Annotated in this window: 13 protein-coding genes; 10 read left to right on the top strand and 3 right to left on the bottom strand. The window is 57.3% G+C overall.

Annotation, left to right across the window (positions count from 1 at the left end; all coding sequences use genetic code 11):
• Positions 1 to 17: 17 nt before the first annotated feature.
• Both ACXAEW_RS20790 and ACXAEW_RS20785 read right to left on the bottom strand, forming a co-directional pair.
• Complete coding sequence (locus tag ACXAEW_RS20790; RefSeq protein WP_474943257.1) at positions 18 to 1,307, bottom strand: NAD(P)/FAD-dependent oxidoreductase; 1,290 nt, start codon at positions 1,305 to 1,307, stop codon at positions 18 to 20.
• Positions 1,308 to 1,342: 35 nt separating this feature from the next.
• The gene (locus ACXAEW_RS20785) at positions 1,343 to 2,008 is read right to left on the bottom strand and encodes a haloacid dehalogenase type II (RefSeq protein ID WP_474943256.1); all 666 of its coding nucleotides are present in this window, start codon (positions 2,006 to 2,008) and stop codon (positions 1,343 to 1,345) included.
• 232 nt (positions 2,009 to 2,240) lie between these two features.
• On the opposite strand from ACXAEW_RS20785, the gene argE reads away from it, so the two are divergent.
• The 9 genes from argE to ACXAEW_RS20740 all read left to right on the top strand — a co-directional run bounded on the left by argE (position 2,241) and on the right by ACXAEW_RS20740 (position 12,760).
• Complete coding sequence (gene argE, locus ACXAEW_RS20780) at positions 2,241 to 3,350, top strand: acetylornithine deacetylase (RefSeq protein ID WP_474943255.1); 1,110 nt, start codon at positions 2,241 to 2,243, stop codon at positions 3,348 to 3,350.
• Positions 3,351 to 3,487: 137 nt separating this feature from the next.
• On the top strand, positions 3,488 to 4,312 hold the full coding sequence (locus ACXAEW_RS20775) for a GNAT family N-acetyltransferase (protein WP_474943254.1): 825 nt from the start codon (positions 3,488 to 3,490) through the stop codon (positions 4,310 to 4,312).
• Between the two features lie 16 nt (positions 4,313 to 4,328).
• On the top strand, positions 4,329 to 5,702 hold the full coding sequence (locus ACXAEW_RS20770) for an aminotransferase class III-fold pyridoxal phosphate-dependent enzyme (protein ID WP_474943253.1): 1,374 nt from the start codon (positions 4,329 to 4,331) through the stop codon (positions 5,700 to 5,702).
• Positions 5,702 to 6,613 (top strand): 2-hydroxyacid dehydrogenase, encoded by a 912-nt coding sequence (locus ACXAEW_RS20765; RefSeq protein ID WP_474943252.1) that lies wholly within the window; start codon positions 5,702 to 5,704, stop codon positions 6,611 to 6,613. Before ACXAEW_RS20770 ends, ACXAEW_RS20765 begins: the two co-directional genes overlap by 1 nt.
• 185 nt (positions 6,614 to 6,798) lie before the next feature.
• Positions 6,799 to 7,518: an HAD-IA family hydrolase gene (locus ACXAEW_RS20760; protein WP_474943251.1), complete on the top strand. Its 720-nt coding sequence runs from the start codon at positions 6,799 to 6,801 to the stop codon at positions 7,516 to 7,518.
• Between the two features lie 67 nt (positions 7,519 to 7,585).
• Entirely contained in the window at positions 7,586 to 9,196 is a 1,611-nt protein-coding gene (locus tag ACXAEW_RS20755) for an ABC transporter substrate-binding protein (protein WP_474943250.1), read from the top strand.
• A gap of 86 nt (positions 9,197 to 9,282) precedes the next feature.
• Positions 9,283 to 10,242: an ABC transporter permease gene (locus ACXAEW_RS20750; protein WP_474943249.1), complete on the top strand. Its 960-nt coding sequence runs from the start codon at positions 9,283 to 9,285 to the stop codon at positions 10,240 to 10,242.
• Entirely contained in the window at positions 10,239 to 11,099 is an 861-nt protein-coding gene (locus ACXAEW_RS20745; RefSeq protein WP_474943248.1) for an ABC transporter permease, read from the top strand. Before ACXAEW_RS20750 ends, ACXAEW_RS20745 begins: the two co-directional genes overlap by 4 nt.
• The gene (locus ACXAEW_RS20740) at positions 11,099 to 12,760 is read left to right on the top strand and encodes an ABC transporter ATP-binding protein (protein ID WP_474943247.1); all 1,662 of its coding nucleotides are present in this window, start codon (positions 11,099 to 11,101) and stop codon (positions 12,758 to 12,760) included. Before ACXAEW_RS20745 ends, ACXAEW_RS20740 begins: the two co-directional genes overlap by 1 nt.
• Before the next feature lie 18 nt (positions 12,761 to 12,778).
• Here the strand turns inward: ACXAEW_RS20740 and ACXAEW_RS20735 are convergent, their stop codons facing one another.
• A complete protein-coding gene (locus ACXAEW_RS20735; protein ID WP_474943246.1) occupies positions 12,779 to 13,273 on the bottom strand; it encodes an Lrp/AsnC family transcriptional regulator in 495 nt (164 codons plus the stop codon).
• A gap of 161 nt (positions 13,274 to 13,434) precedes the next feature.
• Between ACXAEW_RS20735 and ACXAEW_RS20730 the strand changes: the two genes are divergently transcribed.
• The gene (locus ACXAEW_RS20730) at positions 13,435 to 14,760 is read left to right on the top strand and encodes an NAD(P)/FAD-dependent oxidoreductase (protein WP_474943245.1); all 1,326 of its coding nucleotides are present in this window, start codon (positions 13,435 to 13,437) and stop codon (positions 14,758 to 14,760) included.
• Position 14,761 lies beyond the last annotated feature (1 nt).

Raw genomic sequence — 14,761 nt, 5'->3', positions numbered from 1 at the left:
CAGGACAGGGGCAAGGGTCATGACAGGCGGTCCTTGAGGCCGAACCACATGCCCACAAAGGGGAGAAACCAGGGTTTGCCGGTGTGGCCGGGAACGGCTGGCCAGTCCAACCCGTGGAGCGGAGAGTCGATCTGCCGTCCCATCGCCATATCGGCAAGGTTCTGCCCCACCAGTGTCGACATTTGCGCCCCATGGCCGGAGTAGCCCATTCCATAAAGCCAGCCGTCCTCTTGACCGGCACGTGGGAACCGGTCTTTCGTCATCCCCACAAGACCGCCCCAGCAATAATCGATCTCAACACCTTTCAGATGCGGGAAGATCCGGGCCAGACCCTCTTGCAGAATGGTGCCGGACTTCGCGTCGGACTGTTGATCGGAGACCGCAGAAAACCGCGCCCGCCCGCCAAAGATCAGCCGGTTGTCCGGCGACAAGCGGAAATAGTTGCCGATGTTCATGGACGTCACACAGGTGCGGTTGCCCGGCATGGTCTGCGCAACCTCATCAGAGCTCAGCGGACGTGTGGCAATGATGAAGGAACCAACCGAGATGATCCGGCGTCGAAACCAGCCAAGAGGGGCATTGGCGTGCTGTGCGGTATATGCTCCTGTCGCAAGGATGACCCGCTCTGCCCAAAGCGTGCCACCTTTGGTTTCCAGATCCCACCCCGCACCGGCACGTTTGCGGCCGAGCATGGGCGTCTGTTCCCAGATTTGCACGCCATGGCGATGTGCAGCCTCTGCCAGCCCATTGACGTAGCGGCCCATGTGCATCATGGCGGATTTCTCGTGAAGGATGGCTCCGTGGAAACCGGGGGAGCCGATTTCGGATTTTAGATCGGCTGCATCCAGCCATTTGGTTTCGGGGTCTACTTCCTTGTTGATCAGTTCGAAATTGGCGCGCAGACCTGCGACATGGCTTGGCTTGGAGGCCAGTTTCAGCTTGCCCGCGCGGCGGAAGTCACAGGCGATCCCTTCCTCGGAAATCACCTTTTCGATTACGTCGATGGAGTGATCAAAAGCATGGTAAAGCGCATGGGCGCGCTCTGCGCCCAAATGTGATTTGGCCGCCGCATAGCCATGCGCGATCCCATTGTTGAGATGCCCCCCATTGCGTCCGGACCCACCGGCACCGATGTGTTCGGCCTCTAACAAGGCGACGCGCACGCCTGATTTTGCCAATCGCAACGCAGCTGAAAGGCCCGTGAACCCGCCGCCAACAATGGCCACGTCAAACCGTCCTTCAACCGGACCGGATTGGCCGTTGGCAAAGGGGGCTGAACTGTCGTGCCAATAGGATTTGAACTGCATGTGACCCTCGTTTCTTGGTCTGGGGACGGCGCCGGTCAAAGACCGACGACACCTGCAAGGCCAGAAATATCCGCAATCTCAGTATAGCCATAGTACGGGTTTGCCGGTTCGTGACCGCGGTTCACCCAAACCTTGTTTTTAATGCCGATGTCATGGGCGGTCATCAGGTCATAGCGGAAACTGGAAGAAACGTGCAGAACATCCTCGGGACCACAGCCGAGCTGGTCGAACATATACTCAAACGCGCGCATCTGGGGTTTGTAAGCGCCTGCACTTTCCGCGGTGAACACATGCGCAATCGGCGCGCCCAGTTTTTCGATGTTGTGCGGGATCTGCGCATTCATCGAATTGGTCAGGGCGACCAATGGGATTTCCTTGGCGACTTTGGCAAGGCCGGCAGGTACATCGGCATGCGGACCCCAGGTGGGAACGCGATTATAGATGTCTTCTGCAACAGCTGGATCAAAGGCGATGCCATTGCGTTTGCATGTGCGTTCCAGCGAATTGTAAACAACTTCGGCATAGGGTTTCCACGCGCCAAGAACCTCGTCCAGGCGATAGGCAGAGAAGTCGCGAATGAACACATCCATCGCTTCTGGCGACAGGATTTCGGCATAATGTGCCCGTGCAGCGCCCGCCATGTCGAAAAAGATCATGGTGCCGTGGCAATCAAAGGTGATGAACTTGGGGCGGAAGGTCATGAGGGTCTCCAAAACTCGTTTGACCCAAGTTTTGCGGTTTGTGACAGGCAGCGTGCACTGCAGTTTGTGAATTTTGACGCAGGAAATTGCGTTTCATCGGCGCAGTGCGGCACGGGATGCCGTTGTGTCGCGGCCATCGGTGGCTCTTGTTGCATTGGGTGTGGCACAATAATAGCGAACTGGTATGCCTGTTGGACATAACCGTTGGTGTGCACGCAATTGAGGAGGTCCCATGACACCTGAAGAAATTCTCGCCAAACTGGTCGGGTTTCCATCCGTGGTCGGTCAGCCGAACCAAGAGATTGTGAACTGGGTGAAGGGGTTCCTGGAAGGCCATGGTGTTGCGGTGCGTGTCCTGCCGGGGCCCGAGGGAGATCGCTCGAACCTGTTTGCCACCATCGGTGACGCATCGCAGCCCGGGTATATACTGTCGGCACATCTGGATGTCGTCCCGGCCCAGGAGCCGGAATGGAAGGCTGACCCGTTTGTCTTGCGCCAGGACGGGGAACGCCTGATCGGGCGCGGGGCCTGTGACATGAAAGGCTTTGTTGCCTCGGTTCTGTCCATGGTGCCAGAATTCACGGCGATGAGCCTGAATGCGCCGATCCATATTGCGCTGTCTTACGATGAGGAAGCGGGATGCAAAGGTGTGCCCCATATGTTAGCCCAGCTCCCGGATCTGTGCGCTCCGGCGACCGGTGCCATTATCGGGGAGCCGACGGGGCTGGTGCCGGTTCTGGCGCATAAGGGCAAGGCAGCATTGCGCTTTTTGGCGCAGGGTGTGCCGGGTCACTCATCCCGTCCGGACCTTGGGAAAAACGCCATTCACATGATGGTTCCGGTGCTTTCGGCTGCGACCGGGCTTGCGGAGGATCTGGCCAAAAGGGCACGGGATGACCGGTTCCAGCCGCCATATTCCACCGTGCAAATTGGCACGATCGCGGGTGGTCAGGCGGTGAATATTATTCCGGACAGAACGGAAGCACGGATCGAACTGCGTGCGATTGCCGGTCAGGATCCGGAAACACTTCTGGCACCGCTTGTATCCATTGCCGAGTCTGCGGGCGTATCTGCTGAACTCCTGTCCAGCTACCCTGCACTTGCCCTGGACAGCGGTCATCCTCTGGTCGATTTGGTCTGTGACATCTCCGGCCGTCCCGCGCAGGAAGCGGTGAGCTTTGGGACAGAGGCCGGGTTGTTTCAGGCGGCAGGGGTTCCGTCTGTTGTCTGTGGTCCCGGAGATATCGCCCGTGCCCATCGTCCCGAAGAGTTCATCACCCAAAGTGAGCTGCAGGCGACCCGTCTGTTGATGCGTCGACTGGCTGAGCGACTGGCCGTTTAGGCAATCGAACCCGCGCAGAATTTCCTGCCGCCGACTGCAGTTTCGGCGCAGGAAACTGCCGCGACTTTCTCGAAACAGAGCAAAACTGCCGCTCGAAACGCCCTATGCTGACACAAACAGCAAGTTTCGGAGCGAAAATGACCCTCGCTGAGTCGCAGAATATTGTCCTGTCAGAGTTCACCCCAGAGCACCTGGATGGTGCGCTCCATCTTTCACAACAGGTAAGCTGGCCGCATCGCCGCGAAGATTGGGCGCTGGCCCTGTCCGTCTCCGTCGGTGTGGTTGCGCTGGATGGGGATCGGGTTGTTGGTACGGCGCTGTGCTCCATCTTTGGGGATGTCGCAACGCTGAATATGATTATCGTCGATGACGCCTTGCAGGGGCGCGGCCTGGGCCGCAAGCTGATGAACCAAGCCATCGAGGCCGCGGGCGCCCGCGAATTGCGATTGATTGCCACTGCGGAAGGCTTGCCTCTTTATGAGAAGATGGGGTTTGCTCGAACCGGTATTATCAAACAGTTTCAGGGTATTGCCCAAGGTTCTGAGCCTGAACAGCCGGTTGAGTTCCTGGAGGATGTGAGCGTTTCGACCTTTGCGCGCGATGACCAGTCGGCCTGCGGGATGGAACGTAAGGGGCTTTTGTCAAAAGTCGTCGATGCGGGCCTTGTGCTGACAACTGACGGAGGCTTTGCGATGCTGCGTCCCTTTGGCCGTGGTTACGTTTTGGGGCCGATTATTGCGGAAAACGATGGTGCTGCAGAGGCTTTGGTTGCGGCTGGGGCCTCCCGTCTGGATGGCCAGTTCCTGCGGATTGATTTCCCGGCCGAGCGTGAGCTGGACGCGATGGCAACGCGGGTTGGTCTTGAACATGTCGGGGGCGGCACGGCCATGGTGCGGGATCTGAAGATCCGCCCGGCATCCGACCTCAAAACCTACGCTCTTGTATCTCAGGCCTTTGGCTGACTTCGTGGAGAATATTATGCTGTCCAATTCACTTGTTGAGCTTGATCGCCGTCATTTGTTTCATCCGGTGTCGTCACCCAAAGGCCATGAAGCGCGCGGTGTGCGTGTCCTGACCGGTGCCAAAGGGGCCACAGTTACCGATTCCGAAGGCCGTGAGCTGTTGGACGGGTTTGCCGGTCTTTGGTGTGTGAATGCGGGGTATGGCCATGAAAGCATTGTCGAAGCCGCCGCGCAGCAGATGAGGCAACTGCCTTATGCGACCGGGTATTTTGACTTGGGCGCCGAAGCTCCCATCCAGCTGGCAGCCGCCTTGGCCGAACGTGCGCCGGGGGATCTGAATCATGTCTATTTCACATTGGGTGGGTCTGATGCGGTGGACAGCACGATCCGGTATGTGCGCTATTACTGGCATGCCAAAGGTCAGCCAGAGCGGGATCAGTTTATTTCGGTTGAGCAGGGCTACCACGGATCGTCCTCAGCTGGGGCTGGCCTGACGGCTTTGTCCGCATTCCATGACGGGTTTGGCCTGCCCTATGCATGGCAGCATAAAATCCCGTCGCATTACCTGTATCGCAACCCGGTGGGCGATGATCCGCAAACGGTCATTGATGCCTCTGTTGCAGCGCTGAAGGCCAAAGTCGAAGAGGTCGGTGCAGAGCGGGTTGCCGCATTTTATGTCGAACCGATCCAGGGCTCTGGCGGCGTGCTGGTTCCGCCCAAAGGCTGGATCAAAGCGATGCGCGACGCCTGCCGTGAATATGGCATCCTTTTTATCGCCGATGAGGTGATCACGGGCTTTGGCCGTACCGGGCCGCTCTTTGCTTGTGCCGAAGAGGGCATTGTACCGGATATGATGACCACGGCCAAAGGGCTGACCTCCGGCTATGTGCCGATGGGGGCCGTTTTGATGTCCGATCATGTCTATGAAACCATTGCCGAGGGTGCAGGGGCCAAGGCCGTTGGCCATGGGTTTACCTATTCGGCGCATCCGGTTTCAGCCGCAGTTGCTCTGGAAGTTTTGAAACTCTATGAGGGTGGATTACTTGAAAACGGCGTAAAGGCGGGCGCAAGGTTGCAAGCCGACCTTCAAGACCTGCGCGATCACCCGTTGGTGGGCGATGTGCGCGGTCGCGGCATGCTGGCGGCGGTCGAGCTTGTCGTGGACAAGGAGAAGAAAACACCACTGCCCGCAACCGTCGAGCCGGCAACCCGTCTGTTTGATCGCGCCTGGGAACAGGGACTGGTGATCCGCTCGTTTGCCCAGGGTATCTTTGGCTATGCTCCACCGCTGTGCTGCACGGATGAGGAAATCGACCAGATTGTGGCGCGTACCCGTAAGGTACTGGACCTGACACTTGAAGATCCCGAGATCCGTGAGGTCTTGCGTTAATGGCGATGCTGCTCCGCACGACTCCGGCGCGCACGGATGTGTGGCGCAAGGTGTTCGCAGAAAACGGCGTGCCGCTGTATTGCAGTGTGGATGAGGTGCCGGATTTGGCTGAAATCCGGTATCTCGCCTGCTGGATCCCTCCCGAGGATCTGTCGGTTTTCCCCAACCTGGAGATTGTTCTGTCTGTAGGGGCCGGTGTGGATCAGATGCAGGGGTTGCCGGATGGCGTCAAGCTTTGCCGGACTGTTGCGCCCAGCATCGAAGAGAAGGTGCGCGATTGGGTGCTGATGGCGGTTTTGATGCTTTACCGGGACATGCCTGGCTATCTGGCATCAGCTTGTCAGGGGGACTGGGCTTCCAAACCCGTGCCCCTTGCCCGTCACGGGCGTGTCGGGATCATGGGTATGGGGCGGATCGGCCGTCTGGTGGCCTGTGTTCTGGCTGATCTGGGCTTTCAAGTGTCCGGCTGGTCGCGGTCAGGCACAGCTGTCTCTGGCGTTCAGATGTTTGGCGCAGAAGATCGTGCTGCGTTTCTGGGCCAAAGCGATGTGCTGATCTGCCTGTTGCCTTTGACCAAAGACACCGAAGGGGTTCTGAACAAGGGGTTGTTCGCAGACCTGCCGCGGGGCGCGCATCTTGTTCACGCAGGGCGGGGCGCACAGTTGGACATGACGGCCTTGCAGACGGCCCTCGATGAGGGCCAGATTGCTTCGGCGATGCTTGATGTGACGAACCCAGAGCCTTTGCCACAAGGGCATTGGGCCTGGGCAGACCCGCGTGTTGTGGTCACGCCGCATGTAGCTGCGGATACAGACAATGTCGAAGGGGCGGAGCATGCGCTGGACGTGATCCGGGCTGCGGAGAACGGAACTGCGCTGCCGGGCTTTGTCGACCGGGTTCAGGGCTACTGAGCTTTTGATCCGGACAGTGGGAAATATCACGCACTGTCTGATTTCGAAAGATTCTGCTGCCGAACCCGCGCAATTCGGAGCATTTCCTGCCGGGCGCAGGTTGACACTGAACATAACAGACGGTGCACAGCCGCCGTCGTTGATCACCGAGGGTGCCCCGCCGCCCTTCATAGAGGACGTCAGCCATGGCTGAGATGACAACATGCAAATCGCTGAGCGCTTTTGGTTACGTCACCTTTGACGTGGTCGGGACGTTGATCGACTTTGAAAGCGCCATCAAGGGCGCGCTGGCCGAGATCGCAGCCCGGGAAGGCGTTGAGGTCGATGGCGAAACTGCCCTGGGTCTTTATCGTGACGCCCGCTATGAGGAGGATGCTGGGCTGTTCCCGGACGATCTTGGGCGGTGTTACGGCCGGATGTCTGTGTCCTTGGGTTTGCCCGACACGGCGGAATATCGTCAACTTATGATCGATCGCGTGGGTGAAGCAGAGCCGTTTCCGGATTCAGTTGCGGCAATGAAAAAGCTGGCCGCGCGCTTTAAGCTGATTGCAATGACCAATGCACAACGTTGGGCGTTTGAGAAGTACGAAGCCAAGTTGCAAAGCCCGTTCTGGGCCAGTTTTACAGCAGATGACACGGGAACCGAAAAACCGGATCCTGCGTATTTCGAACAGGTCTTTGCGTTTGTTGCTCAGGACGGTGGCACAAAAGACGACATTTTGCATACGGCGCAAAGCCAGTACCACGATATTGGCATTTCCCGGGCTTTGGGCATGACCAACGTCTGGATTGAGCGCCGACACGATCAGGCCGGATATGGCGGGACGATCGCGCCGCAGGCCTTTACCAAACCCGACTACCACTTTCACGCTTTGGCGGAACTTGCCGCTGAAATTGATACCTAACCTTCATCTCGGGCCACAAAAGCGCCGGACAAGAGCGCATCGGGTCCTCAACAACAGGGAAGTTGATATGACAAAGAAAACACCATCAAACTGGACCAATCGCGATGATGCGATGGTTGAAAATGCGATCCGCCGTGGTGCGTCGCGTCGTGAATTGCTGAAGATGCTGATGGCGTCAGGCGTTGGCGTTGCTGCGGGTGGATCGCTTCTGATGAGCGCGGGCCGGGCTGTGGCTGAAACTCCGAAATTTGGGGGCCACCTGAAGGCTGCTGGTTGGTCCTCGTCAACCGCGGATACGCTGGATCCGGCAAAAGCATCCTTGTCTACGGATTATGTCCGCTGCTGCGCGATTTATAACCGGCTGACATTCCTCGATGAATTTGGTGCTGTCCAGATGGAGCTTGCGGACAGCATTGACTCCGCGGACGCCAAAACTTGGACAGTCAAACTGAAATCTGGTGTGACCTTCCACGACGGTAAGCCTTTGACTTCGGCGGATGTTGTCTTTTCGATGAATCGTCACCTGGATCCGGCTGTCGGGTCCAAGGTGAACTCCATCGCCAAGCAGATGACCTCGATCACGGCCAAGGATGACCTGACGGTTGAGATTGTTCTGGAAGAATCCAACGCTGACCTGCCGACCATTCTGTCGCTGCACCATTTCATGATTGTTGCTGACGGCACCACCGACTTCTCCAAGGGCAACGGCACCGGCGCCTTTATGATCGAGACGTTTGAGCCCGGCGTGAAATCCATTGCGGTCAAGAACCCGAACTATTTCAAGGACGGTCCTTACCTCGACAGCTTTGAGTATTTTGCGATCACCGACAACAATGCCCGTGTTAACGCGGTTCTGTCCGGTGATATTCACATGGGTGCCTCTATCAAGGGTCGTTCGCGCCGTATGCTGGAAGGCCAGGACCATGTGTGGTCGTCGGTTACAAGCTCGGGCAACTACACGAACCTCAACATCCGTCTGGATATGGAACCTGGTGCGCAGGCCGGCTTTATCGAGGGGATGAAACATCTGATCAACCGCGAAGTGATCGAGAAATCGGTTCTGCGTGGGATGGCTACCATTGGGAACGACCAGCCGGTTTCCGCAGCCAACCGCTATCACAACTCGGAACTCGCACCTGCGGCCTATGATCCGGAAAAAGCCAAAGCACTGTTCGAAAAATCCGGTCTTCTGGGTCAAACTGTTCCGATCGTGGCGTCGGATGCGGCAACGGCATCGGTGGATATGGCAACCGTGGTGCAGCAAGCCGGTGCCGAGATCGGCATGAAGTTCGATGTCCAGCGTGTGCCGTCCGATGGCTACTGGTCGAAATACTGGCTGAAAGCGCCGATCCACTTTGGCAACATCAACCCGCGCCCGACCCCGGACATCCTGTTCTCGTTGCTCTACACTTCTGATGCGAAATGGAACGAGAGCCAGTTCAAATCCGAGAAGTTCGACAAGATGCTGATCGAGGCACGGGGTGCTTTGAACGAGGATCTGCGCAAAGACATCTATTGGGACATGCAGGAGATGATCGCAAAAGAGGCGGGCACTGTGATCCCGGCCTATCTGGCGAACGTTGATGCGCTGTCCAAGTCGGTCAAAGGGTTGCGTCCGAACCCGCTGGGTGGCCAGATGGGCTATGCCTTTGCGGAATATGTCTGGCTCGACGCCTGATCATATTTGAACCATGTGACCCCGCGCAGGTCCGGCCTGCGCGGGAATTCGCATCTGATTAACGACTGAACTGACGGGAGCGCCTCTTGCTAGGGTCCTTGAACACATGGATATTGGCCGCACAACGGATTGGGATCGCCTTGATAACATTGGTGATTGTTTCGTTCGCGGTTTTCTTCGCAACGGAGTTGTTGCCGGGGGATGTTGCTGAAATTCTGCTGGGGCAGGCTGCAACGCCCGAGGCGGTTGCTGGTTTGCGGGAAGCGATGGGCCTGAATGAGCCTGCTTTTTCGCGTTTCCTAGGCTGGCTGTCCGGTTTGGCAACGGGCGACATGGGGCGTTCTTACGTAAATGACATAGAGGTGGCCGATCTTTTGGGGCGTCGCCTTGCAAATTCTTTGCGGCTGGCTGCCGTTGTCACCATGATCTGTGTACCCTTTGCGCTGACCTGCGGTATTGCCGCTGCTATGTGGCAGGGGTCCGTTCTGGACCGGGTGGTGTCGATCCTGACAATCTCTGTGATCTCTATCCCTGAGTTTATGGTTGCTACACTGGCTGTGTTGATCTTTGCGGTCTGGCTCGGCTGGTTGCCCGCCTTGAGCTATGGCGCGGATGCGAGCAATTTCTTCGCGCTGCTCAAAGCATATGCAATGCCGGTGATCACGCTGACCTGTGTGGTTTCCGCGCAGATGATCCGCATGACCCGCGCAGCCGTGATTGAAACAATAAACACACCCTATGTTGAAATGGCCTTGCTGAAAGGCGCCAGCCGTCGCCGTATGGTACTGGGCCATGCCTTGCCCAATGCGCTGGGGCCAATTGCCAACGCTGTGGCTTTGTCACTGTCCTATCTTGTCGGCGGTGTGATCATTGTCGAAACCGTCTTCAACTATCCAGGTGTGGCAAAGCTGATGGTGGATGCGGTTGCCACCCGTGATCTGCCGCTGATCCAGTCATGCGCCATGGTGTTCTGCGTCAGCTACCTGTCGCTGATTACTCTGGCGGATGTGATCGCCACCCTGTCTAACCCGAGGCTGCGCAAATGATCCGAGAAACCAAAAGCGCGGCGCGCAGATTTACCTTTCCAACCACTGGTTACTCCTTCAAGCTGACGGGCAAAATTGGACTGGCCATCATCCTGTTCTGGGCCGTGATCGCGCTGGTTGCGCCACTGATCACACCGTATTCTCCGGGAGAGATCATTGACTGGGACTATTTCGGACCGGTCAGCGCAAAATACTGGATGGGCACGGATTATCTGGGACGAGATATCTTCAGCCGCGTCTTGATGGGTGCGCGCTATACGGTTGGTATTTCTTTGGCGGGTGTCACACTGGCCTGTAGTGGCGGTATTATCCTGGGGATGGTTGCCGCAGTTGCAGGTGGCTGGTTTGACACCATCCTGTCCCGCCTCCTGGATGCGTTTAACGGGATCCCGTCGCTGTTGTTCGGCCTTGTTGTCGTCGCGGCTGTCGGCTCTTCCATTCCGGTGCTGATCCTGACGCTTGCGGCCATCTATTTGCCCGGCAGCTATCGGTTTGCCCGCGCGTTGGCCGTCAATGTGAACACGATGGATTTTGTGACCGTTGCCCGGGCGCGCGGGGAGAAAACCCCGTATCTGATCCGCTCGGAAATCTTCCCCAATATCTTGGGGCCCGTCCTGGCGGATCTGGGTTTGCGGTTTGTTTTCATCGTGCTCGTCCTGTCCGGCCTCTCGTTTCTGGGCATTGGTGTGCAGCCTCCGCATGCCGATTGGGGTGGTTTGGTGCGTGAAAACATCGAAGGTCTAAGCCTTGGCGCGCCGGCTGTGATCTTCCCCTGTATCGCCATCGCCTCGCTGACGATTTCGGTCAATATGTTCATCGACAATCTTCCCACCAAAATCCGCGATAGGAGCGAATGATGACGCAATCCCCCCTCGTTTCCGTTCGCGATCTGACCATTGGGGCCAAAACCGATTCCGGTCGAAAGGTGCAGATCATCAATGGTGTGAGCTTTGATATCGCGCCGGGTGAAATTGTTGCACTGATTGGTGAAAGCGGATCGGGTAAAACCACGATTGCATTGTCCCTGATGGGGCATACCCGCCCCGGATGCCGGATTACCGGCGGAGACATACGTCTTGGTGAGCACATGGTGACAGCCATGCGCGAAAAGGAGCGTAGCGCCCTGCGCGGGACCGAAGTGTCTTATGTCCCGCAATCTGCGGCCGCGGCCTTCAATCCGAGCCAGCGTATCATTCAACAGGTGATCGAGGTTACCAATATCCATGATCTGATGCCGCAGGCCGATGCCGAAGCAAAAGCGGTGGAGCTGTTTCGCCTGTTGGCCTTGCCGGATCCTGAAACCATCGGACAGCGCTATCCGCATCAGGTGTCAGGTGGGCAGCTGCAACGTCTGTCAGCGGCAATGGCGCTGATCGGTGATCCGCAACTGGTAATCTTTGACGAGCCGACAACTGCGTTGGATGTAACAACCCAGATCGAAGTGCTGCGTGCGTTCAAATCCGTGATGGATAACAGCCAGATGGCAGGGGTCTACGTCAGCCACGACCTGGCGGTTGTGGCGCAGATTGCGGACCGGATCATTGTTTTGCGAAACGGTGCGATTCAGGAAGAGGGCAGCACAGAGCAGATCCTGAACGCTCCGACCCATCGCTATACCCGGGAATTGTTGGCGGCGTTCGAGCCTGTTCCCCATGCCCAGGCTGATGTAGCGGATGCTGTGTCCAAGCCGATTTTGCAGGTGACCAACCTTTGTGCAGGCTATGGTCCGATTAGGGACGGCCAGCCGCAGGTGAAGATTCTGAAGGACGTAAATTTCACGCTTGAGCGGGGTCGAAATTTGGGTGTGATCGGCGAAAGCGGTTCCGGCAAATCCACACTGGCGCGGGCTATTTCCGGAATTGTCCCTGCCTATCAGGGAAATGTGATGCTGGATGGGCGCGAGCTCAACAAATCACTGGCAGATCGCAGCACGGAAGAGCTGCGCAAGGCGCAGATCGTTTTCCAGCTGGCAGACACCGCGTTGAACCCGGCGCAGTCCATTGAAAAGATCCTGGGCCGCCCGCTCACCTTTTACAAAGGTATGAAAGGCCGTGCGCGGGAGAAGCGGGTGATCGAGCTTTTGGAAATGGTTCATCTGCCGGCCTCAATTCGGCACCGCTTGCCGTCAGAGCTTTCGGGTGGGCAGAAGCAACGGGTCAATTTGGCGCGTGCATTGGCGGCGGAGCCCGAGTTGATCCTGTGTGACGAGATTACCTCGGCTTTGGATACGGTTGTTGCGGCGGCTATTCTGGATTTGTTGAAAGAACTGCAACGCGAGCTGAAGCTGAGCTATATGTTCATCAGCCATGACCTATCGACCGTAGAGGCGATCTGTGACGATGTTCTGGTCATGTACAAAGGGGTGGTGGTCGAAGCGCTACCAGCTGCGCGGATGTCTACCGATGCAACACACCCCTATTCCAAGCTGTTGATTTCCTCGGTGCCCAAGCTGGATACTGGTTGGCTTTCCAACCTTGAACAAGATCCGCAGCTGGTGGCAGAGTTCTCCAATCGCTAAGCCAGAGCAGAGGGCCGGTTACAGCCGGTCCTCAAACAACCGCGTCAGGGGCAATTTGTCTTTGATAAAAGGTGTCTTGATGACGACAAAGCTGAAGTATTTGTCGATCCCCACCTCGCGATCCAGAAGCGATTCAATGATATTCTGGTAGTCCACGATGCCAGCTGTCACGAATTTCACCAGATAGTCATAACCACCTGAAATCAGGTGACATTCCACGCAGCTATCAATTTTCTCAATCGCTTCCTGGAAACGTGCGAAATCGATCTGGCGGTGGTTCTTCAACGTAAATTCGGTAAAGACGGTCAGTGTCTCTCCCAATTTCGCCACGTCTATTTTCCCGGTATAGCCAGTGATGAAACCGGCCTTCTGCAGCTTCTTCACCCGCATCAGGCAGGGAGAGGGTGACAGGTTCACTTTGTCTGCCAGCTCTACATTGGTAATCCGGCCATTTTGTTGCAGTTCTGACAGAATTTTCAGATCTATCCGGTCCAGTTTGAGTTGGCTTTTCATCGTGTCTTCCTTTGGGCCTGAGCCGCAGTATCACACCTGTGAGAATTCAATGGCGCTGCAGTGTCAATCGCATTTAACAGAAAATGCCGAGCGAATGCCCCGATCCGGCATAAGTCTCTGGACTGGCTTGGATAGGTTGCCCGAAACAACCGGAGAAATCCATGCCTGCCCCATTGATGCAGATCGCTACGTCCACCGAATTGCCCGCCCAAGCTGATTGCGTGATAATCGGCGCAGGGATTGTGGGTGTCAGTACAGCATATTGGCTTGCCCGCGCAGGGCAATCGGTTGTTCTGCTGGAAAAAGGGCAGATCGGAGCGGAACAATCCAGCAGAAACTGGGGATGGTGCCGCCAACAGAACCGTGACGCGCGCGAACTGCCGCTGTCGACCAAAAGCCTTGCGCTGTGGGAGGATATGGCACGCGATATTGGCGCCGACCTCGGCTTTCGGCGCTGTGGTTTGCTTTATCTGTCGAACAACGCGGCAGAATTGGAGGGCTGGTCGAAATGGGGCCAGTTTGCGCGTGGTGAAGGTGTGGAAACCCGTATGCTGGCCAGCGTTGAGGCGGCTGAGCGTGGCGCTGCCACCGGGCAAGCCTGGCTGGGTGGTGTGTGGTCGCCCACCGACGGGGTGGCCGATCCCGCGATTGCAGCGCCTCTGATTGCGCAAGGTGTCATGAAACATGGCAGTGTTGTGCTCCAAAACTGTGCGGCGCGCGGGCTGTCTTTGGCCGCTGGTCAGGTGTCTGGCGTGGTTACAGAACGCGGAGAAATCGCAACAAAACAGGTTGTTATGGCTGGTGGGGCATGGGCCAGCAGCTTCCTTCATCAATTGGGGGTCCGCTTCCCGCAGGCATCGGTGCGCAGTTCGATCCTGTCTGTTGAACCCGGAGCAACCGGTTTGCCGGACGCGCTGCACACGGCACAAGTGTCGGTCACCCGTCGGGGTGATGGCGGGTATACGCTGGCGATCTCGGGGCGAGGCCATTTGGATCTGACACCGGGTGCCTTGGCTGAAACCAGACATTTCCTGCCAATGTTTGCCAAACGTTGGCGTGCCTTGCGACCCGGCGGTTTGCAGGGATGGCGCGCGGAATTTGAAACACGCCGCAGATGGGCTTTGGACAAAGAAACGCCGATGGAACGGATGCGCATTCTGGATCCACGTCCCTCGATGCCGTTGATCGAGGAAACCCTGCGCCGCGCGCGGAATTTGTTGCCCGGTCTGGCGGGGCAAAACGTTCAGGCCGCCTGGGCCGGTTTCATTGACTCGACCCCGGACGGGGTGCCGGTCATCGACACAGATACAGGCTTGCCGGGATTGACGCTGGCGGCGGGCCTGTCGGGACATGGGTTTGGTATTGGTCCCGGAGTTGGCCATCTTGTGGCTGACATGCTTATGGGGCGCGAAACCCTGACCGAGGTTGCGCAATATCGGTTGTCTCGTTTCCAAAGCAGCCAGTGGGGCAAAGTATCTGACTTCTGAC

The organism is Epibacterium sp. ABZ3_068 (genome assembly GCF_056159265.1).
The sequence above is the reverse complement of the archived record's forward strand: the minus strand, read 5'-3'. Positions and strand labels throughout refer to the sequence as shown.

Bases quoted from the DNA above. Each gene is read 5' to 3' on its own strand.
- argE (WP_474943255.1), top strand. From the start codon at position 2,241: ATGACACCTGAAGAAATTCTCGCCAAACTGGTCGGGTTTCCATCCGTG.
- ACXAEW_RS20785 (WP_474943256.1), bottom strand. From the start codon at position 2,008: ATGACCTTCCGCCCCAAGTTCATCACCTTTGATTGCCACGGCACCATG.
- ACXAEW_RS20735 (WP_474943246.1), bottom strand. From the start codon at position 13,273: ATGAAAAGCCAACTCAAACTGGACCGGATAGATCTGAAAATTCTGTCA.
- ACXAEW_RS20740 (WP_474943247.1), top strand. From the start codon at position 11,099: ATGACGCAATCCCCCCTCGTTTCCGTTCGCGATCTGACCATTGGGGCC.
- ACXAEW_RS20790 (WP_474943257.1), bottom strand. From the start codon at position 1,307: ATGCAGTTCAAATCCTATTGGCACGACAGTTCAGCCCCCTTTGCCAAC.
- ACXAEW_RS20775 (WP_474943254.1), top strand. From the start codon at position 3,488: ATGACCCTCGCTGAGTCGCAGAATATTGTCCTGTCAGAGTTCACCCCA.
- ACXAEW_RS20765 (WP_474943252.1), top strand. From the start codon at position 5,702: ATGGCGATGCTGCTCCGCACGACTCCGGCGCGCACGGATGTGTGGCGC.
- ACXAEW_RS20730 (WP_474943245.1), top strand. From the start codon at position 13,435: ATGCCTGCCCCATTGATGCAGATCGCTACGTCCACCGAATTGCCCGCC.
- ACXAEW_RS20745 (WP_474943248.1), top strand. From the start codon at position 10,239: ATGATCCGAGAAACCAAAAGCGCGGCGCGCAGATTTACCTTTCCAACC.
- ACXAEW_RS20770 (WP_474943253.1), top strand. From the start codon at position 4,329: ATGCTGTCCAATTCACTTGTTGAGCTTGATCGCCGTCATTTGTTTCAT.
- ACXAEW_RS20760 (WP_474943251.1), top strand. From the start codon at position 6,799: ATGGCTGAGATGACAACATGCAAATCGCTGAGCGCTTTTGGTTACGTC.
- ACXAEW_RS20755 (WP_474943250.1), top strand. From the start codon at position 7,586: ATGACAAAGAAAACACCATCAAACTGGACCAATCGCGATGATGCGATG.